Annotated in this window: 1 protein-coding gene and 1 pseudogene; both read right to left on the bottom strand. The window is 66.0% G+C overall.

Features of this window, described 5'->3' with window-relative positions; all coding sequences use genetic code 11:
• Positions 1-227: 227 nt before the first annotated feature.
• A pseudogene (locus ACWEO2_RS31475) lies at positions 228-424 on the bottom strand (IS1634 family transposase); the annotation flags it as partial.
• Positions 406-22,053 carry a helix-turn-helix domain-containing protein gene (locus tag ACWEO2_RS31470; protein WP_452408736.1) on the bottom strand — a complete coding sequence of 7,216 codons (21,648 nt, stop codon included), beginning with the start codon at positions 22,051-22,053 and terminating at the stop codon, positions 406-408. The gene ACWEO2_RS31470 and the pseudogene ACWEO2_RS31475, both read right to left, overlap by 19 nt.
• Between the last annotated feature and the right edge of the window lie 1,345 nt (positions 22,054-23,398).

The raw sequence follows: 23,398 nt of genomic DNA, 5'->3' as shown, positions 1-23,398 counted from the left end.
CGGTCCCCCTCCGGACACAGATACGCCAACACGTGGCCGTGGGTTCGTCGCGGCCGTAACCGCGTGGTCGTCGTGGTTGTAGGTGAATTTCAGTCCCAGTTCTCGGTATACCTCCAGCTTGCCACCGAGTGCATCCACCAGTTGACGGATTTCGTCCCGGCTCATTCGTTGAGCTGGGACGGCGCGACTCGCGGCTGTCGTAAGTTGCGCGGCCAGGACCGCGCGTTCCAGCTTGTGATGGAACGGGTTTCGAGGATGCGGATCAGCAGGAGCGCCGACCAGCAGCGGATAACGTGAGCACGGATGCGTTCTTGGAGGCGAGGTAGCCGACGGCGATGTCCTCGGCCGAGAGCTTCGGATCCGAGCAGCACAGTAGGTATTTCCCGGCGAAGTTGGCTTCCGCTTTCACTTTTGCCGCGTCCACGGCGTGGTCTTGGGCGGCCCATCCGAGGATGGCGTCGAGCGTGGGTATGGCTCATTGCCGTCGGCGTATCGCCCGCGCTCGGAGTCGATGGGCCGCGCGACGACCCCGCGGCCCGGTTGACGGCGATCCACCGAAGCGAGGGTGTCGCCGCGTCCGGCGGTGATCTGTGCGATGTTGGCCAGCGCTTCGGTGGGCTGCCCGGTCGCCGGGTCGTAGCGCAGATAGCCCTGATGCACGGCCTCGACACCGGCGAAGTCCATTGAGTCGGGGAACTCGGCGGGGAATCGTTTGCCGCCGAACGCCTCGGAGGCGGGATCGACACCGTGGCCGAGCCGCGAGTTGAAGCGGCTCTGTGGGCCCGGCTCGTCCGCTCCGAGCATGGTCACCAGATCGCGCCACGATGCGGCGATAAGGATACTGTCCGCGCCGATGCCGAACTCCGCGGCATGGCGGACCGGGCCCGCTCCCGGCGACCCCGAGACGGTGATCGTGACGACCAGATAGGCGAGCTTCCCCTCGCTGCCCGCATAGAATATGACAACTGAACCGTAGCTGTGCCCGTAGAGCCGGGTGACAAGCCGGTCGGCTCCGGCGGTTCCGGCGCGACTTCTGGTGGCGTGGAGTGCCGTGATGTCGCAGAGCAACCGATGCCCGCCGACGCGTGCGCGGCGTCGGAAGGCGGCTTTCACATAGCCGGTGTTCACCGGCCCGGCCGGCGCGTCGTATCCGATCCAGATGATCGACGCCAGCTCGAGCGATGGATCGACGCGCAGCGTCTCCTCATACAGGTTGCGCAGCGGCTTGAACTGGTAGGCCAGCGAGGAAGAGGTCGTATTCGTCCCGGGCACATGCCAGTTCACCGTGTGCGCGGTGTCCACATTACCGAGTGCGGCGACGACCTTGCCTTTGCCGTGGAAGGCGGTAGCGTCGTAGGACAGCAGGTGCACCGGCGGACCGCCCCTCATCTTCGCGGCCTGTCGGTCCAACTCCTGCAAGTGATTTCGGGTGTGGATCAGGTTACTGAACTGTTTCCTCTCGGCGTCGGTGAGGTCGGTCCGCAACCAGTTGAGTAGTCTCCGGTCGGCTGGCTTGCGGGCGATGAACTCGTCCAGATCGCGGCGGATCGACAGCCGGTTGGCGTGGTCGCGGACCGTGGCGGGAATGCCGTCGGCGTTACCGATCTGATGCGGGTACACCTGGATCAGCGCCCGCTGCAAGCTGCTCGACCCACCAGGTGCGGCGGGGTCGCTCAGCGAGTCCCACCACTCACCGTTCTCGGTCGCACGGCGGCGTGCGGAGCCCGCGGTCAGGCGATATCCCCAACGCTGCAACCTACCCGCGGCATCGAAGCCGCCCGCGCGTAGCGCCTCGTCGGCCAGCCGCCGCTGTTCGTCGTCGAAACCGTGATCCACAGGCAACGACCGCCAACGGTTGTCCGCGTCGGCGCGCACGGAGCCGATGCCGTTGTTGTCATCCGGACGCCCCGACTCCTCGGACGAGGCGGTCGCTGGATGGGAGCCGCCGGGGGTGATGGGGCCGCCTCCGCCCGCCTGGTCAGCAGGTGGCCTGTCTTGTTGCAACTGGCCGGCGGGTCGATCCGCAGTCGTCGAGGAGGAACCTCGACCGCTGCCCCTGGACCGTTTGCCCGACTCTGCGTGCCGGTCCATCCAGTCCACGACCGCGTCGAGATATTCGTCCGCCGTATACGTTTCGTTCTCCACGAGATGGTGTTCGCGCTGCAGTCCGCTCTTGTCGTAACCGGTTTCGTCTACGTCCGACATTCCCGCACGGGTCGCGATCCGCCCCGCGACGTGCCGGACGACGTCGACCGCACGCAAGGCGCGCACGGAATCGTCGGGTTCGAAGGTGGCAGGCGACGTCGCCGGTCCGAACCGGTTGACCAGGAGTTGGCGTTCGGCGGCCGTGAGTTGGTCGAGTGCCGTTTGCAGGTCGGTGGGATTCGCCGCGGTCAGCGCGGTGGCCAGCACCGCCTGCGACCGGTCGTGTTCGGCCGCAAGGGCGGTCACCCATCGACGAGCGGCGATGAGCGCCATGCTGCGAACAACCGGTGTATTCGCTCCCGCGCGCAGCCGGCGTAGCGCTTCCAGATGAGCCGGGCTGAGCCCTTGGACAGCGCGTTCCATCTGCTCTGCGCTCGCCGCAGCCAGCAGTTCGCGTGGATCCGGCTGGTCGGCGCTCGTCACGGCGGCATACATGGCTGCTCGGAAGCGGTCGGCCACCGATGTCGGGGACGGCGGGTCGGCAGGACGGCTCGCCGCCACCAGCTGTGCCCGCTGATTTCTGAGCTTGCGGCGGACGCTCGCCAGGTGCGTCCGCACATCATGCACGGAAAGATCGAGCGCCGCCGCTATTTCGTTGTGTGTCATGCCTTGCCGCACCCGAGCGAGTACTTCGCTCTCGCAGGCGGTGAGCGGGACCAGGCCAGGTGTGTTGTCGGCGGGCTGCTCGGGGATCAGGTGCGGTGGTTGTCTGCGGAGTTGGTCGTCGGGGTGCGGTTCGCCGATCACCTCCTGCGACCAGGGCGTCGTCTGGCCCGGTACGGGGCGTCGTGGTGGCTCGTCCTGTTCATGTGGTCTGCTGCCGATCAAGCCGCCAGGTTTCGGACTGTCCTCGCCTGGTTTCGAATCGCCGCTTCGCGCAGCTGGCTGATCCGGCTCCGCCCTGGTCGTGGTCCACGGTGTCAGCGGTACCGGGTCCTGTTCGCTCGCGGTGTTCGTCTGCGAATCGTCCTCATGTGGTCTGCTACCGATCAGCCCATCCGGACGACCCGGGGCGGGTGGATCCGCCTGGGGCGGAAGATCGACCTCGAGATCCGGTGTGATCTGCGGCGGATGCATGGTGGTCACGTACTCATGGATCACCCACTGTGGTGTACCGACCGGCACACCATGGATATCTGCTTCGGCAAACCCGACAGCAAGCGCCTCCACGTCATTGAGTTCCGTCTTGGATTCATCGGTGAAGGCGTACTCCGGCAGTCGAGTGAGCCAAGTCCGGTGAGACTCGTCGATCAGGCCAGATCTCCGAAGCCGCTCCCAGGTCTCCTGCAACACCTGTGGCAGGTTCTCCGACAGCCGCCGCCCGCGCTCCTCGATTCCGTGGACATCCATCGCGTGAATGAACTCGTGCACGGCCGCGTGGTGAAAAGGCCGGTCACCAACCGGATTGAACCCGAGTTCACGATCCTGGATACCGAGTTCCACAATCTGTGCCGGCCTGATCGCGTCGTACAGGTTGAACACGATCTTCTTGGTTCGACCCCGCGCTACCGGATCCCAAATGGGGTACGTTATGGCGCTGGCTTCCCAGTCACCGACGTAATCGATCCGTAGTTCGCGGATGTTGGTCCGGTTGGGGAACCTGGTCAACATCTCATCGAGCCCGCCGAGAATCTCCTCGACGACATCGGCGGTCACATCCGGATGGTCGAACCCGGCCATCGTGAAATGCGGATACTTCAGGGCGAACGTCTCGACTAACCGCGCCTTGCCCCGGGCCTCCGCATCGAGCCCCGCGCGCTGCGGCATCTCGCTCGGAGTCGGCACGACGTGTCGTTCGATCTGCGCCAACGCGGCCAGGTACCCGCTGTAGATGTCGAGCAACTCATCGAGGTATTCGCCAGGAGCCTGAAGACCGTTGATCCACGATTCGAGGTTGGTCACCCGCTCGCGAATGTGCGCAACCGCCCACTTCGGCAAGGTGTGGTCCAGCCACACCTCACGGCCATCGATACGCTTGACGAACTTCGCCGCGAACACACCGGCCGGCGTAGCGTCGACTTCGGATCGGGCGCGTCCACCCATCACCTTGCCGTCCGGACTCACACTCCACTCGCGCGGCGTACGGTACGTCCTGGTCACCGCGTCGAACAGGCCGAGCCGTAGAGCCGAGGACGAGTCCAGAATGTTTTGGGGCACGACGTCGATGCTGTCGTCCGGCCGCCCGGGGGTGAGTTCCCGGTAGACGGTCGAACTGTCCCATAACGAAGTCGCGTGGGCGACCGGAGCATCCATGATGACGGCGACTTTCCCCTGCAATACCTGCACAAGCGCCTCCATTGGAGCGGCATACGTCTCCTCGAGCACCCGCAAGCCATTGCGGCACGTCACCAACTCGATCCGCACCCCCGGCGCATCCTCCACCAAGACACGTTCCACAATGCCCGAGCCCAGACCCGCCAGTATCAAGTCCTCGAACAAGGGGCCGGCGAACGCACGCTCACCAGGCGAATCCTCAAACGGCCTGCCACCGATCAACCCACTCGAACCGCCGGCGCCCGCCTCGGGATCACTGCTCCGTACCGTCAGCTGATCCTGCTCCGCTACCTCGGCCCGCGGAGTGAGCGCAGCCGGACCCTGTTCGCCCGCGGTCACCTCGCCCGGTCTCTCCGAGTCGAACGTGTCACGCAGCCGCGCAACAGCTTCGGCGAAAATCTCAACTGCGGTAGCGACCGGCAATGCCACTCGTTGAGCAACGTCGGCCAATGGCACGCCCTCCACCAGATGCAGCATCACCAATCGCGCCGCGGCATCAGGATCAGCCATATCAGCTAGCGCGGCACGAACCATCCTCGCGAAATCGGTATCGGAGGACCCTGCGGTAGCAACCGGATCGGCCACTTCCTGATGTGGTCGGTTCGTACCCTCGATCGGAGCATCCAGTTGCACGGGGGGCAGAGTTAGCATCTGGCGCGCCAGCATGACGTCGGCCATCTTCAATCGTGTCGCGCGGGCAATCTCTGTGTTGTCGAGAGCCTCACCGGCAGCAACCATACGGTCGATCTGCGCTCTTACCGCTCTGACTTTCCGCAGGGTGCGATTGTTCAGATCTAGGAACTGACGCTCGAGTTGGTACCGGGAAATTGCTCTGCTACCGCTGGCCCACGCCTGTGGGGTGAACGACGCGGAGGGGATGTGGTTGTCGATCGCGCGGAGAATCCCCATCCACGCGACCTGTCCCGCCTCGTCTCGGGTATCCGGAGACTCCCGAAGCGCCAACGCATTCCGAACCCACATGAACCGCTTGCAGATCTCGTCCCGGACCGCCCTTTCCTCCGGCGAACCCACTCTGGTCACGACATATCGATTGAACAGATCTACTTCATATCGATCACCGGACGGCCCGAAACGACCCCGCTCGTAGAATCGCTCGACAGCCTCGAGCAACACATCGCCACCGACACCCAACGCCCCACAGAGCTGCCGAAACTTCCGCAACCGCGGACGAAATCGTTGGTTTTCGATCTGGGAAATGGAGTCCCGAGGCATCCGCGCTCGACGCGCAAGCTCGCCCCCCGACATACCTGCGTCATTGCGCAGAGCCGCAATCCAGCTTCCAGGCAACCCAGGGTCGTGCGCGGCAGGTTCGATATCGAGATGGATATCCGAATAGAAGTGACGGGCGGCGGCCCGCAGCAGTTCGCCACCGACCCCCAGCGCATCGCAGATTCGCCGGAACACCGCGAACCTCGGCCTGTTCCTTCCGGATTCGATCCGGTAGAGATGGCCCGAGCCGACACCGATCGCCTTCGCGACCTCGCTCTGGGGCATGTCCCGGTCATGCCGCAGCGCCACGAACCAACTACCGGGCGACGCGGGATCGTGCGCGGCGGGGTCGAGGTCGAGATTGAGATCCCGATAGAAGTAGCGAGCGGCGGCGGCGAGTACATCCGGCGCAACTCTCAGTGCCCGGCAGATTCGCCAGAAGACGATCGAGGTCGGAGTGTGTCCGCCCTCGATTCGGCTGGCAAACGTCTTCGGTATGCCCGCGGTCCGTTCCAACTCGGGCTGGGACATGTCCCGGTCATAGCGCAGCGCCCCGATCCAGGTTCCGGGCGACCGAGGGTCATGCGCGGTGGGGTCGAGGTCGAGGTTGAGACCCCGATAGAAGTGGCGAGCCGCCTCCGTCAGCGCTTGCTGCTCGAGACCCAGTGCGCGCGCAATCCGCAAGAACAGACCAGGCCGCGGCGGCTCCACGTTGTTCTCGTAGACCCGGATGCGCACCGGGTTCACACCAACCGCGTGTGCGAGGTCCGACTGTGTCATGCCCTTGCTGTGACGAACAGCGCGCACCCAGTCACCCAGCGAATCATGGGCAGCCACACCGATATCCAGCACGATATCTGGATAGAACTGTCGGACGGCATCGTTCAGCGCCTCGCCCTCGAGCCCGAGTGCTCGGCAGATCCGCGCAAAGGTGCCGATCCGCGGCTTCCGCTGCCCGCTCTCGATAGTGGACAGTGCGCTGTTCGCCAGGCCCGCCGCTTGCGTGAGCTGTTTCCGCGTCATCCCCCGCTCGAGCCGCAACGCCTTGATCCACGCACCCCGCGCAGCATCCGACTGTGAATCGTCCTCATATGGCCTGCTACCGATCAGCCCACTCGGACCGCCCGAATCCGGATGATCCTCATGCGGCGGGAGATCGACCTCGAGATCCGGCGTGACCGGTGGCAGCCGCCCAGTGGTCACATACTCATGAATCGCCCACTGCGGCGACCCGGCCGCCACGCCGTGAATGTCCGCCTCCGCGAACCCGACAGCGAGCGCCTCCGCATCGTTGAGCACCGTCTTGGCTTCGTTGACGAAGGCGTACCTCGGCAGTCGAGTGAGCCAGGTCCACCAGGACTCCTCGATCAGGCCGTGGTTCGACAGGCGTCCCCAGGTCTGCGACAGCATCGGCTGCAGGTTCTTCGACAGTCCCTCCACGGCATCGATAGCGTGGACGAACTCATGCACGGCGTTGTGGTGAAACGGCCTGTCGCCGACCGGATTCAATCCGAACTCGAGAAACCGGATTCCGCGTTTGACAGTCTGTGCCGGGTTGGCCGCATCGCGCAGGCTGAACCGCATACTCAGGGTCCGGCCCGCCGCTGTGGGGTCAGCATAGTTGTGCGTTCGGGGGCTGCTGGCTTCCCAGTCGGTGTAATCGATCCGCAGTTCGCGGATATTGGTCCGGTCCGGGAACCGGGTGAACATCTCATCCAGCCCACCCAGGATCTCCTCGACGACATGAGCGGGCACATCCGGATGATCGAACCCGACCAGCGTGACGTGCGGATAGTTCAGCGTGAACACCTCGACCAACCGCCCCTTGGCCTGCGCTTGCGCATCCAGCCCGGCACGATGCACTCGCTCGCCGAAGGTATGCACGGCGTGCCGCTCGACCTGCGCCAGCGCTGCCAGGTACACGCCGTAGATATCGAGCAGCGCCGCTCGATGTCCCTGGGGCATCGGAAAATTCGAGATCCACGTATCGAGGTGCGACACCTGCTCCCGAATGGCCGCGACGTCCCACGTCGGCATAGCGTGGTCCAACCACACCGCACGATCGTCGATACGCCGCACGAACAACGACGCGAACACACCGATCTGCGTGGCGTCGACGTCGGATCCGGAACGTCCGCCCATCACCTCGTTGTCGGCCACACTCCACTCTCGCGCCGTCCGGTGCGTCCCGGTCACCGCATCGAACAAGCCGAGCCGCAGGGCCGAGTCCGAGCCCAGAACCTCCGGGTCCACAACATCGACGCTGTCCCCAGGCCGCCCAGGGGTGAGTTCCCGATAAACGCTGTCGTCCTCCAGGTTCAGCATCGCGTGGGCGACCGGAGCACCCATCATGATGGCGACCTTGGTCTGCAACACCTGCACCAGCGCGGCTACCGGATCGGCATAGGTCTCCTTGAACACCCGCACGCCATTGTCGAACGTCACCTCCTCGACGCGCACCCCCCGCGCATCCTCGACCACGAACCGTTCCGCAATACCGGATTCCAGGCCCGCCAGCACCAACTCTTCGAACTCGGGACCAGCAAACCCACGCTCACCAGGCGAATCCTCGAACGGTCTGCTACCGATCAGCCCACTGCCCACGTCCGGTGGACCATCGTGCGGTGGAGTCGTTTCGCCGAATTCGGCGAGTAGGCCATCAACAGCGGCCGTCACCGTCGGTGCGAAGTCGGGCAGGGTCGGTATCCGCTCGGATTCGATATCGCTGGTGCCAACCCTGGCCTCGGCGCTGCGGCCGGAGATGATCCGATCGGTGACGACTCCCTGGACGGCGGCGGCGAGGAGCCGGGCGGTGTCTTCGTCGATCTCGTCGACGGCTGCGGCGAGGTGGTCGGCCAGCATCATCCGGTGCCGGTCGTGCAGCGGGCCGTGCGCACGGAGGTCCAGATGTAGGACGCGGGCCTCGTCCGGGTGCTCGGCCAGGGCAGTGAGGTAGGCGCGGACGGCGGTATCGAATCGGGATCGGATATCGCCTCCGGTGATGTCGGGCATGGCCGCCCGGGACGCGGTCCGCAGACGTGCGAGGGCTGCGGCGCAAGCGGCTTCGAATCCGGTCTCCTTGTCGGAGAACAACTTCCGGTAAGTCTGTGCGGATACTCCGGCGCGCCGCTGGACCTCCTCCAGCGACATCGCGGTAAAGCCCTGTTCGGCGGTCACCGCGATCAACTGGGTCGAAATCCGCTCCCGCTCATCGGGTTTCGACTGTTCGAACGGCACGACGCGTTGCTGATGTAGATGTGCGATATCAACCTCGGCGGCGGACTGCGCGGCCGGTGTCGTCGTGCCATTCCGGAAGAGAGCCGCCAGACCGCTGCGTAGGCGCGGTACGGCGGCGGCATCGCCGGTCGCGACCCAGTCGGCGAGGATCCCGTGGACCGCTGCCGCGAGGGCGCGACGCTCCGGCGTGAGTACGGTCGTCTCGTTGCGCACGGTCGCGACCGTGTCGGCGATCACCAATGTCACATACGCCATCACATCGGCACGGACGGGGGGGTCGAGGGCAACGCCCTCGACCAACAGCATGCGCGCGGTGGCCGGCCGCGCAGCCAAGGCGCTCACATACGTATTCACCGCCACTGCGATACGGGCGGCGCGGTCCGGTGCCGCGCCACGGACCTCCTCGTCGACCATGTTCCGCAGATCGATCAAAGCCTCGTGATGCGCCGTGCGGAAGGCACTGCCGGTGGTCCGGAAGTAGTGATGGAAGGCGGCGCTGGAGATCCGCGCACGGTGGCAGACGTCCTCGACGGTGGTTGCGCCGAATCCCTGGTCGGACACTGTCGCCACGAACGCCCGCAGAATGCGGCTCAGTGAATCATCCTGCGGCACAACAGTTCTCAGGGACGAGAACATCCACTCGTCGACGTCCGCCGCTGCGAGCCGGATGGGCTGTGGATCCGGCGCAGGCGCGAACACAACACCCGCACCGGCGAGAACGGCCGCCCGCACTGTGCGATCGGTTTCCATCGCATCGGCCACGGCGAGTATCCGCAGGTAGTCTTCCTCTTCGCCGCGCGCCACCACACTGCCGGACTCGAATGAAACCTGGGTCCGCGACTGTCCGATCTCCGGGCGGCCGTGCGGGTCGGTGTTCCGTGCGGCGTGTACGAACATCCTTGCGCTGTTTTCGCGGGTGTACGGCCGCAGCAGTTCCTGCAACCCGCGGGCCGCCGCCCACGCACCGGGCAGGTCGTCGAGTACGGAGCCGAGTCCCGCTACCCAGTTGTCGATCGGCACCTGGGCACCGAGAGGCTGTTCGACCAGGTTGAATCGTTCCGCCAGGTCGCGGTAGTCCCCCAGTTCGGCAAGGAAACGGCCCACTCCGCTGGATGACGAGACAGCGACCGGCACACCTTGCTCGATCGCCTCGGTTGCTACCCCGCCGAATCCCTCGGCACGCGACGGCATCACCACGATGGTCGCCGCGCGGATATCGTCGCGCAGCTTCCTACGGCTCGCTGTAAATGGCCGCACTTCGACCGCATCCGGATCGCCCACCAGCCTCGCCAACTTGGCGTGGGCGGCTTCGACGCTGTCTCTCGGGTAGCCCCGCACCACCAGCCGCACATCACGTCCCTGCGCGCGCAACCGCTGCACTACCTCGGCGGTCTCCGCAGCACCTTTCAGGTGGTCGTCTACACGGCCGAACAGCAGAATCCACGCCGGGTCACCGGGTGCGGGCTCCGGTGGCTGCTCGGCTATCTCCAGACCCGGCTGTAGTTGGTGCACCGAGCCGTGGCCCGCCATGACAGCCGCCGACAGCGCATCCGTGGCCAGCACTGGACCCAGGCCCGTCACCAGATGTGCACGCCGCGCCAAGTAGATGCGGGCAGCGATCTCGGCGCGACCGTTTTCCGGACTGTAGTTGAGGGTTTCCCACAGCATCGGTGTCAGATGGTGGACGCTCACGAGTCTCGCGGCGGGGTACCGGGTCTGGGCCTCCAGTGCCACTGTGGGGCCGTCGTCCTCGGCGTGCACGATCACCAGATCCACCGACCACGGCAAATCGTCCGAGCCTGCGTCGAACCGCTTCCACCGACTCGCCCCAGAGACACGGTCGCGGTCGCCGTACACCTTCACACCCGAGAGCCGGGAACCACGCGCGATCTGGCCGGCTGAGACGATCACCTCGTGCCCGGCCGCCGCCAGCCCCCGACACAGCGCCCAGTTCACCGTGGACAGACCGGTCCGGCCCCGGCCCCAAACGGTGCAGTACACCAGAATCCGCTGTCTGGTGAGGTCGAGCCGAACCCGATGCCGGACCTGGCCCTGCGGCAGAGGAGCGGCGGTGTCGACGTCGATGCGGCCATCCACGTCGGACAGCTCGCGGCGCAATTCTTCCGCCGTCACACCGGGAGCGGGATCGGTGGCGTCCGGTCGGGTGTAATCCAACTCGGCCAGCAATCGGCGCCGACCGTCGGCTTCTTTGGACGAGGTCACGACCAACACTGCATCAGCCCCGGCACGGGGCAGGGTGAGTGCCGCGAGCCGCGCGATCGCATCGATGTGGCCCTCGCGAGCCCGCGCGGAGCCCAATTCGGGCAGTCGCGCGGCGAGGGTGCCGGGGTCCGATGCGTCGGCGCCTGGCCCGATGACCAGCTGCCAGCCGAAACCGCTGTGCTTCTCCCGCATCTCGGCCATGTGCAGCCGGGAGTCACGATTGGCGTCCACCGGCGTGTAGCCGGGGTCGCTCGCCAACCGGTCGGCGATCTCCCGTGCCTTCGCGGCGTGGTCGCGGCGCATGTCACGGTTCGCCAGCAGCCACCCCTCCGGCGGCCGGTATCCGCTGTCGGGGTCAGCGAAACCGGCGCGGTCACGCAGGCAGTCGATGAGGGCTTGGCGCGCGCCGACATCATTGCCCCAGTCGGACAGGATCCATTGAACGACGGCGTCCGGCTCCGACAACGTCTGCAGGTCCGCGGCGGCCACCCACCCGGCAACGCGCATCGCCGTCTCGAACTCGCCGCCGGTGATCTCCCCCCAGCGCTGCCGCATCTCCTCCATAGCCGCGGGCGACGCGATGGTCCGGGTCCCCGTCCGTGCATCGAATCCGATGCCGCTCACCGCGAATCCGAGCACGCGGGCGGTACTCGCGGCAAAGCCGTGCACCAGGGCACGAGCATGCAGCAGTTCCGCCGACCGCACCGCGGCCCGGCGCTGCGGATTGCCGCCGTGCCGCCCGCCGCCGTCCGCGAGATCGCTCCAGGCGTCCGCGATCATCGCCGCCATGATCTCGCCGAGGTCGGCGCCCTGGAGTACCCCGTTGTCCAGGACGCGGTGCAGGTCCGCGGCCACCCGCAGCCCATCGCCATAGCGGTTCGCTGCGCCGGGCTCCCGCAGCTCGACGGCGGCGTCGTGAATGTCATCGGCGCGACCGGTGTCCCCACGGCCGTACAGCCTCCGGCTGATGTACAGCCCCTCGGCCACCAACCGCACGCCGCGCCGAACTTCCGGATCAGCGAGCTGTTCCGGCGGCACCCGCGAGCCGAGGATCTCGGTCACCTCATCGATCTCCCGACCGATCACCTCCTCAGGCAACGGCCGAGACGCCAGGCTCAGCAGGTCATCGGCGCTCCCGTCCGCCGCCGCCACATCCCCCGACCGACCCGGCTCCGACATCCACCCGTCCGGGCGATCGCCCGCATTCTCCGATGGCCGACTACCGATGCGACCACCGGGCTCGCGGTGTTGCTGCTGGTCGCGCGTGCTGGTCGCCCCGACGAGGTAAGCGCATTCGGAGACGTCGTAGCCGTTGAATATCGTGTCCGAAGGATTGACCCGGATCGGAGTCAGTTCGGGGCACGCTTCGGCCAGGTACCCGTACAGCGCTGGGCGATTTGTTGCCGCGCCGCCGCAGTGATCGTCTATGACGATCGCGAGGCGACGTCCTCGGGCCGCGGCGACACCGTGCGCCCAGTCGGTGAATTTACGGTAGAAGTCCGCGACGGAGATGTGGTTGATATACGTCTCCAACGGATTGAGGCCGCGGATGAGGAGAAGGGGCTCACCAGATGTGCTGGTGGTCTCGATGAGCAGGCCCGCGCCTGCCAGTGCGGTGCGCGCCGGGTCGTCGGGATTCCGGACCATGATGACGGCTGTCATATTCGGCATCGCCTCGGCGACCGAACGATATGCCCCCGCCCAACAAGCACTGGCAATATGTCCGGAAAGCTCGATCAGCGGCCCCCGCGTGGGAACGAACCGCAGCCGAGTGGTGTCGCTCGAGACTCCGACGCCCTGGGTACGCGCTATCGCTTCGTCCAGCGCCACGACACTCGTCATCCGCCGGAAAGTTCGGGCACCCTGCCGGTGTGCGAAATACTGTGCGAACACCTCCTGATTGGTGATGTGCTCGACAAATTCCCGGACGAGAGTGATATCTTCCAGTGTCGGTTCGCCGACACCGATGTGCTGCAATCGATCGACCCATTCCGGATGTTTCTGCATCGCCCAGGCAAAGCAGATTGCCCGCAGGTCGTCATGCAACTCGCCGACACGAGACAATTGCTGGAAATTGTTTTCGAAATCCTTGAGTGATCGCAACGCCGGAAATTGCGTCGCACCATCAGCCTTTGGCGCGATGAGTTCCTGCAAATCCTGTGCGCGAGCGACCATATTTCGACGCGCCACGTCATTCATGGGTAAACCGTTGGCGAGTCTGCCCGAAGCGATGGAGTGCTCCAGGATATCGATGTGCTCGGCAATGCGGTGTCCGAGGTTGTCGAGCAGATGGGTGATCGGCCGCCGCGCAAAGGTCGAAGTCGAGCGCGCGACCTGCAGATTCTGCGCCAGCCGTGCGAAACGGGTCAGTAGGTCCTCGGTCCATTGCGGCCCCGACTCACCGTCGCGGGTCCGCAGTTTGGCGACTTCGACCACACCGCTGGGACGATATTCCCCGGGCATCGGTGTGATGTCGCCTTTCGCCGTCACCCGCTCGTGGTAGCGGAGCATTTCACGCAGCGACGCAATGTCGCTGGGCCCCCAACCGGACCTCTCATAGTGGGTGACGTCGATCAGCAACCGGGCGAGGAAGTCCGAAGACTGCACCTTCGCCAGACTCTCGGCCGATATACCCGCACCTTTTACCTCGGCCACGAAGGAGCGCGCAATGTCCTTCAACTCAGCGAGGTCCGTCTCGCCCGAACGCTGCAAGCCGAGTGCACTTCGCTCGGCGCCGTCCGCCCCGTCTGCCAGCACAGCGCGAAGGCATCGGGCAAACTCCGGCGTCACCTCCCGGACGAACTCCATCGCAGCGCGAATTGCCGGTGGCCGCTGACCGACCGGCAGCTGACCCACCGTCTCCACATAACAAGCGAATTCGGGGCCGTTCGGACCTCGGATGTAGAGGTCCTCCACGGCACACAACTGCTCCGGGGTGAATTCCACCTCTGCCCGCACATCGTCCGGGATATTTGCGATTTGCCGGGTCCGCAGAAACGCGTTCGCGAACTTACGACGGACCGAGCCTGGAGAGAAATCATCGAGGGCGGCCAGCATGTCCCAGGCTCGATCCTTTCCGGGCGGATTTTTCGTCACAAACCTGTCGAACATCGTGAGCAGACGCAAATCCACAGCACCGGCCGGAATTTCGGCAACTCGGCGCAACTCCCGTCCGACGGCATCGAGATCGACCGTAATGTGTTTCGACATCCGTCTACAGACATAGGGTTCGAAATGAGAGTTGCTCTCGTCGATCTTTTGCAAAGCTTCGCTGATCTCGGGTCTGGCCAGGAACTCGATTGCGGCGCCGATCGTGTCAGCACTCCAGTGACCGGAGTTCGCCATGTCGAGCAGGATGCTATGCGCCATCGGAGTCGAGATCACGTCCACGATCTCGGGAAAGGCGGCCAGACTGATCTGAGTCTGCTGTGTATGGAGGTGAAGGTCGAGCAGATCGCCGCCGCCCAGGTCGGCGTTGAGCTCGGCGAGCATCTGGTTGCGCTCGAACTCGTCCGCGAGCATGCGAAAGAAGTGCACTATTTGTGTGTGCTCGCCGGCTGGCCGTCCGGTCAGCCTGCGGACGCGGAGTTCGATGTCGTCCGCACTCAACGAAAGGCGGGATCCGGACCGCGCGAGTTCTGCTGCGGCATCGGTCGGCGTGACCACGGGATCGAACGCACCCAGCGCCGCCGAGAAGTTCTCCTGGAACCACCCGTGCACCATGCGATTGGCATCTGCGAACTCGAGTTCACCACGGGTCAGCCAGCGGGCATTGGTGATGTGCCTGTCGGCGACTCCCGCAACGAACTGCTCGGACGCATCGACCAACACCATGTCGGCTTCCGTGATCTTCGACGGTCCCGCGGCGCGCAGATCCAACGCCATCGCCTCGAGTGCGGACGGCAGCCTCCACACCCCCCGCCCACCGTCGCGGAAGACCTCCTTGACCATTAGGAACCGCTCGACTCCGGTGGAATCGACATGCCTGGCCAGCACGTCAGCAGCCGGTGACCGGACACCGGGAAAGCGTTGACCGAGATGCTCGATGACGTCCCCGCTGGACGGACCGAGCAGGATAGGGGTATCCGGGGGCGCGCCGAAGACTTGGGCGAGTTCGTTGTCCAGTTGTTCGGTGACGGCGGCGAGCCCGGTTTCGTGGCGGTGAGCCTGGTCTGTGACGCTGGCGATCATGGTGAGGTCACCGAATGCCGTCGCCCATCTCTTGGTGTTCCCGTCGTCCGAGAGATACCGATAGTCGTCCAGCTCTTGCTTGCTCAGTTGCGCCGGGTCGCGGCCGATGGCGGCACGAAGTTCCGCCTTCGCCATCTCGAGCAGGCTTTCGAGTCGGGCACGGCTGGTCGAGCCAGGACGAACGTCGAACCACACGAGCCCCTGAAAATTGCAGGCCTTCTGGAGGCTGGCGGTGTCAATCGCGTCGAGAGCATCCTCGTGGACTTCCAGCTCCGCGGTCAGCGACTCCAGGCGGTCGGCCAACGCCCTCCGGGCCTTCGCCGCGTCGTCGGCCGGTTCATCTCGCAGGATGGCGCTGCGCAGCTCATCGGCACGGAGCTGCCCGGCCAGCTCGTCGAAGCAACCGAGACGCCAGGCCAGCAACGCGACGCGGTCGGCGCTCTCCAGAACCCCGCGGCTCACCGCGAACCGTTCTGCGGCCGAGTGCACCACGCCGGGTGCATGGCGGTGCGCGTCGCCGATGCTGGTCCACCCCATCCGCTCATCGACGTACAGGCCGTGCTCGGTCGGATTCCGCAGCATACGGCGCGCATTGAGCTGTGCCCGCACCTGCCACACACGCGAGTCGATGGCAAGCTCGTCGGGATCCAGCCGCAGCAACTCGGCCAGACGGTGCCGATCTACGACCTGGCGAGTCGCCCAGTCCAGCAGCACCGGCGAACCCGGCTGCAGGGCCGTCGACAGCGGCTCCCCGAACATGGCACTCAGCCAGTTACCCGCGACGCTGTGGTCCTGCCTGGTGCGATGTCGGTAGCGCTCATACGCCGATCCCGATCCCCCTTCCGTCGGCCGCGCTCCGATCAGCCCGTCCGGGAAATCTTCGCCGCGCACACCTGTCGATTCGCCGTCGACCAGCTGGCGCTCCGGGCCGTTGGGTCCGAGTCCAATCCCGAATCCCTTGTCCCACTTGCCCACCCAGCTGGACGGATCGAACGGCGGCCAGTCGCGGGTGCGGGCGGCTCGGGCCGCGGCGCCCGGCTCGACACTGTATGGATTGACCTGGTTCAGGTCGATCTGCACAAGGCGGTCGTCGCCATCGTTGCGGACCATCACCAGATCCACGCCGCTGCCGTAGTCACGAGCCGGGTTCTCGACGGCCAGCAGCGCGAACGTACGCGGTCTGCCTGCTAGATGCGTCGCCACGTCTTCGGGCCTATCGAACACCGCCGACCAGTCGGCGCCCACCCTGGCTGCGAATTCTTCGCCCGGCGCACCCACAGGAAAGTCAGGACTCGCCGTCGCCTCGACGAGGTGAACCGGGTGATCCGGCATCAGATATTTGACCAGCCACAGCATTTCGGACACGGTGTCGCGGCGGTCGCCTTCCAGAAGCCGGACCAGAGCACTCCCGGCTGCGGCGGAATCGACCACCTTGTCGTGATAGAACGCCCGCGTGGCGGTGATGTCGGTCAGGTCTGCCAGCCTTCGATGCTCGGCATCCGAGTCGGTTTCGCTGGACACGAAGATCACGACGGCCCGGCGGTGTCCCGGTCCGAACTGCCGGTCCGAGGCGAAGTCGTCGACGACCCGGTCGACCTCGGCGCCGAGCAGATCGACGGTGCCCGAATCGACTATGTGCCGATCGGTGATGTCGTCGACGTCCGGTACCAGATCCGGGTCTCCGACGGTGAGCACCAGGTATCCGGTGTCCGGGTCGAATGCCCACAGATACACCTCGGGTTGCCCGGACATTCGGTCGGCGCGCGCGTCGGCACGGGTCAGCACGGCGCCGACGGTCTCGAGGTAGGCCAGTCGCCGCCGTCCGGCCTCGTCTACGTTGTTCCAGCTGTCGCGCAGTCGCGCCACCTCTTGGGCGTGCCGGTAGCGGCACGCGCGGTTGTGCCACCGCGCCGGGATTCCCGGCAGCTGTGAGGTCAGGTCGTGCCGTTGTCGTACCAGTGCCGCCCGTTGTGGCCAATCCGTGCGGAGATATGCCGCGGACGAGATGTCACGGTGTACCCCGTCGGTGATCACCGTTCTGAACCGGCTGCGGACCTGCTCGTCCCTGCGATGCCGCGCCAGGTCCTGATCGTCGGGCATTCGGCGCTTCGCGTTGACGTGGACGGTCCCCAGGTTCTCCGACCGTACCCGGGAGTTGCCTGAATCATCTTGCTCGACAACGGGTTTCAGCTGTCGGATAGCGTAGCCGGTGCTGCGGAGCTCGCTGCGCAGCTCGAGGTTGTGCAGCAACATGTCGGTCACCGCGTCGTCGTGCCAGCCGTCCTCGGCTATCACGACGACAGTGTGTCCGGGTAGCAGGACGATGTTCGGTGTCAATTGCCACGCGCCGGGATTGCGGCGCACCACGTCGGCGGCGACCGCGGCGATGGCGGAGTGGTCGCGTGCATCCTCTTCGGCCCACCATTGCCGGACCCACTTGGCCAACTGCTCGATCTTCGCGATCTGTATCTCGACCTTCGCGCGCCTGCTCGACCAATCGGCGGAGATCTCGGTAGTGCTCGGACGGAACGCTTGGCGGTCTATCTCCGCGCTTTCCAGCGCAGCCTCGTCGCGCAGGTAAGCGATCTCGGACGACCAGCCCGCTCGATCCAACATCTCCGGAAGTCCGATCCCGATGAGGCGTCCCCCGAGGCGGCAGCGCATCTCCCACAGGCGGCTCGGCCGCACGAACGTCACCACGGCTTTCTCGAAGTAGCCGGGGTCGCCAACCGTGTGGTCGATGAGGACCTCGGTAAATCCTCTGCGGCACGCCATCTTTCCGGTGAACGTGGCGCGCGCTGCGTCCTCGGGTGACAGTTTTTCCCGGATGCGCGCATTGAACGTGGCGAGATTGTCCCCGAGCATCTTGTTGTTCTGGACCCAGAAACCCTCGATTCCGTGGACGATGTCGCCGACCTCGTCCCACCCGTCGGCGAACATCATCCCGCCACGCGGCGTGCCTTCGGCAGCCACGATGGTGTTGCGCATGATTCCGGCGCGGTTGACCTCGCTCGATACGCCGACGTAGACCCCTCTGTCGTTGACGCTGTCGACAGCCTCGTAGGAATTCCGATACTCGCCCACCGGCGCGTAGTCGACCAGCCATTCCATCAGCTGGTACATGGTGCGCGCGTGCCAGATTCCGGAGCCCGCGTTCTCGAACTCGGCGCTGAGTTCGACGAGCCGACGCCACAAGGGCAGGAGTTCGGCAAACGGCTCGTCGCCGACAAGGCGGAGTGCGACCTCGCCGACCGTCGAGAAGTGCCTGGCGAGCGGACCCAGCTGGGACGCCAACCATCGGAAATCGGGGCTATTGCCTTGCGCTGCCCACCTTCCCGCATCGGCCGTGACCAGCTTCGGGATCGCCACTGTGAACTCGCGCCACGATCCCTGGCGGTCTCCCGGCGCATCCGCCATAGGCCTGCTGCCGGTGGACCCGGCGGTGCTTTCGTGCGGACGGCTGCCGATGCGGGCGGGTTCGGCCAACCGGAAAATATCCGACTTGTCGGGCGTGTCCGTGTCGGTCCGCGACGGCAGATCAGGTGTGCCGTTGCCATTGACCGGCCAGCCCGGCTGCATCGAGTTGATTTCCTGTACCAGTTCCGCACTGACCTCAGCGTCGTGGGACCGAGGCAAGGGCGCGTCGCGGTACGACCTGCCGAGGAGATTGCCGTCGACGTCGAAGTCGATGGTCTCGAATCTGTGTTTGCCTGCGGCCAGTCTGTCGATGAACTTTTGCTGCTTTTGCCGCCAGGTGTCGAACTGGACGGCCTTGTCCAGCAGCGTGCGGCGGTTCCGTAGGTCTTTTGGGCCGTAGTCGGTGCCGGTGTCGCCGTCGCGCGAGGCCGCAAGGTCGACAACGACCAGGTTCGGGGCCTCGCCCGGCTTGCTGTCGTTGACCACCAGCACCATGTGGTCGTCGGCTTCGGCGATACCCGTGGCTTTGGCGTTGGCGCTGCCAGTGGCTGGGGTGTCTTTCCATTTGTAGACCAGGACGGTGATGCCTCCCGGCCGAGCTCGCAGCGATTCGGCCACCCCGTCCAGCGATCCGGCATTCTCGAGTGGGGCGCCGAACACGTTCTTGACAGCGTCGCGGCCGTGGCCTGCCAGTGTGCTGGACGGCATCTCGATGTCGCGTCCGGTCAACACCCGCATGCCGGTCACGGCGTTGTTGACGCAGCTGTTGGGGCTGCGGCGGTGGATCCGCTCGACCAGGTCGAGCAGGGCCGCAGTGGCGAGATAGTGCGACGCCGCGGCGATAACGTCCCCGGCTTCCGCATTCTCGGCTACCCGGTCCACCGATATGGGGTTCGCCGATATGGTGGCGGCATCGCCGCGGGAGGCTTCGTCGCCACCGGCCGACTCGGGGGCACCCTCGGCGGTCAGGTGCTGGTTGACCGCTTCGCCCAGGATGTCGCGGGCTATCGCGGGGGTGATGTCGGAGGCGGGATAGCCCAGTGCTTTCGCGAGGTTGTTTCGGGCTTCGGTCAGCGCGGGGTCGACCATGCGCATGCCTTCGGCGCCTTCGATGGCCTTGGTGTCCCAGCCGAGTATCCCGGCCAGACGGCGCTGCTGCGTGACCAACTGGTCCAGTGCCTGTTCATTGTTGAGCCCGGCGTACTGCGCAGCCGTCGTGGGTGCGGTCGCCTCGACATGCTGCCGCAACGCCTCCACCGCGGCGGGCGGCAGGCCCGCCTGGTCCAGCAGTCTGTCCAGCGGGTCACCAGCGCCGTCCTGTTCGAGCGCTGCGGCGGTCCCGGCGACGGCTGAGGCGGGGATCCCCAGCAACCCGGCCAGATGTGCGGCCCGATCCGGCGTGTGGTCCGGCTGACCGATCTGACCGGTGTCCGTGCTGCCCTGGTAGCGGAACGCCTCGGCGGCGGCGAGAACGGCGGCCGGGTTATTGGTGAAGTACGCGTGGTGGCGGATGAAGTCGGCGGTTGCGTGGCGGAGAGCACGCTCTTGCAGACCGGGGACCAGCGAGCGGAGATTATTGCCGGCCTCGACCAGGTTGTTGTGATTTTCGGGGGTGGGGTCGGTGCGGTGGGCTTCGGCGACTTGTTCGTAGCGGATCGCCGCCGCGCGTACCCCAGTCAGGTGCATGGCTTTGCGGATCAGCGCGTCCTGCGGCGATATCAGCGCCTGCGCAGCCCCCCGGTCCCCGTTGCGGGCGGTGCGGTTCTTGGCCTGCTCATGGATGTAGGACTGCTCGGGGACTTCGGTCATCCAGACGAACATGCCGCCCTTGGCCTGTACCGATTCCGACACCGAGATATCGACGCCGCGCTGGCCTTGGCGGTTGATCACCAGGATCTTGCCCTGCTCGCCGGCAGCATCGAAGACGTTCTGCAACTTGGCTTCCCAGTCGGCACCCCACCCCGCGATCCGGTCGGCATCGACCGCCTCGATCGCCTCCCTGGGCACCCCCTGGCGCACCAATGCCTGCACCTGCCGGTCGACCAGGTCGTTGCGATGACACAAGATTTCCTGGGACCTGCCTCGGCCTCCCTGCCACACTCTGTGTGCACCTTCGGCGATTGCGCTCAGCTTGGCACGGGTGTTCGCCACCACCTCGGGGGCGCCCTCCATCAACCGCTGCTCCCGAGACCGGTTGACCCGGTGTGCTTCCTCCAGACCGTAGATCTTTTCCAGCACGGGGTTGAGGTCGGCCAGCGTGCCCGAGGCGCCGGTGACCTCATCGAAGAACCGATCCTCCGGGCGTCCCCCCATACGATAGATTTCGACCGCGTTGATGGTCTTGGCCGAGTCGGCGTCGGCGCGCACCACGATCTGATGCTGCTCGGCGCTCATCCTGATGGCCTCGGCCGCCCGGATCTCTTTGGCCTCGACGGCCTGAGCCAGGCTGGCCTTGCCCTGCTCGGCGCTCCACCGTGATTCGCTCGAGGTCTTCGGATTGCGTTGCAGACCGTGTTCGCCCTGATCGATGATGACGATCTTGCCCGCATCCATTACGTAGTGGGTTTTGTTGCGGGTGGTGAACTCGGCGGCGGCGGCCATCTCGAGCCGCGAGGAGCCCAACCCGTCCAACCACTGTTTCCCGCCCGGAAGCGCCCCGACCTTCGCCCGACCCTCCGGCGTCAATTCCGCCCGACCGTCGTACCAGAACTCGACCTCAGGGGTTCCGTCGGAGTACAGGCCGACTTCTTCGATGATCCGCGTGAGACCGAAATCCTGATGCGACAGCACCCCCTTCGCCAGCGCGTCGGCGAGGAAATCGTGGGCGGCGAACACCTCGCGTGCCGTCGCCTCTGGCGCGGCCTGCTCCACGCCTTCCGACCGGAGAAACTGGCGCTCACCACGGTCGATGATGCCGTCCATCTCATCGATCAACGCGTGGCGCGGCGGCCGGTGACCGGCATTGCACAGATGCCCGACCGTTTCGCCGGTGGCCACCACGACCGCTGGCCGACCGTCGGTGACCGGCCCGAAACCCTGCTGCTGGTCGGCACGGAACACGTCGATCCCGAAATCGGTCAGCATCCGTCGATACTTGGTGAATTCGCGGTGGGCCAGCCCATCGGTCGTCGTGACCAATAGACACTCACCGTGATGCACTGCCCGCTGCATTGCGGCCGCAATGAACACCAGCGACTTGCCTTCGCCCGGCTTCATCTCGACCGGACGTTTGTCCAGTGCGTATACCCCCTCTGCCTGCTCGACCCGCAGCACCATCCCCCCTGGCACGGCGTCGCTGATCGTGCCGCGCCGAATGATCTCCGTCGTCGCGATCATCGACTTCCGCACGTCGGCGTCGAACAATCCGGCCTTCAGCACCTCGTCCGGAAGGTTGCACAGCCGCAGCTGCTCCGGAATGTGATCACCGGAACTGGCGTGGAAATCGGCCAACAACTCGACTGCCTGCTCACGAGCGCTCGGCGCCGGCGAGCCGGCACTGTCGACCGAATCCGCACCCGGGTCGCCCGACACCTCCTCGCCCGTTTCACCCACCAGGACGCTCCGCTCCGCCTCGGAAGCGTGGACTGCATTGTCCGCGGGAGCGTGCTCCGCATTCCCCGGCAACAGGTGTTCACCGGCGGCAGGCGTTTCGGGACCGTCGCCGGTACTCGGTGCCGGACGGGCGTCACCCGGGGTCTCGTGGCGGGTTTCATCTGCGGCGGCACTCACCTTCCCGGTGTTGCCGTGCTCGTGATTTCCCGGTGATCGGTGTGCACCGGCGGTGGCTGTTTCGGGCCCGGTGCTGACCTGACGGGCCGGGGTGCTCGTCGAAACCTTGGGTGGCGCCGACGTTTCCCCACCGGCCTCGACCTGTCGTGGCGCTGTCGCATTCGTGTGGGGAACCGATTCGCCGCGCTGCGGACCCGCCACCGGCGCACCAGTCTCCGAACGCCCCGCCGACCCGGCGGCGGAGTCGAGTCCGGCCGGAGTACGGCCGTTCGCGTCAATGTGCGGCGTGGATGCCGATGCCGCGGGCGCGCGCGATTCGCCGGACTTGACCGGCACGGTGTTTGTGTGCCCTCCGGCCGCGGATACCTCCGCCCGCTCGCCCCCGGCAGCCACCGCATCCGGAGCCGCCGCCCACGCCGCCTTCGCCGCCGCCCACGCCTGCCGCGATTCCGCGGACACCTCGACCGGTGGGAGGGCCGGCGCCGCAGCGTCCTCGCTGCGCGCGGCGGCGGGCAGGTCGGGCCGAGTGAAAGCCCCACCGCCGTCGGGCACCACCCCCGCCGGGGCACCCGATCCCGGGCGAGCGGCGGCGTGCGCGTGGACTGCCCCGGCGAAACCGCCGTTGAGCAACGGCGCCAGCACATGATCGAAATGCTCCGGCCAACCGGTTACCAACGCCGCCGCACCCAGACCCGCCACCGCGCCCGCAGTGCCATGCACCAAACCGAGCGCCAACCGGCTGCCCTCGATCCGGGTAAACACCTTCGGCGCGATCCGGCCCGCGACCATGCCGCCCACTGCACCACCCACACCCGACAAGGCCGCGACTTTGATTGATGTCAGATCGATACCCGTCGGATTCTCACCATCCGGTCCGATCACGGCGCGGGTT

This window comes from Nocardia sp. NPDC004278, assembly GCF_053602975.1.
This window is presented reverse-complemented; position numbering and strand designations above follow the sequence as displayed.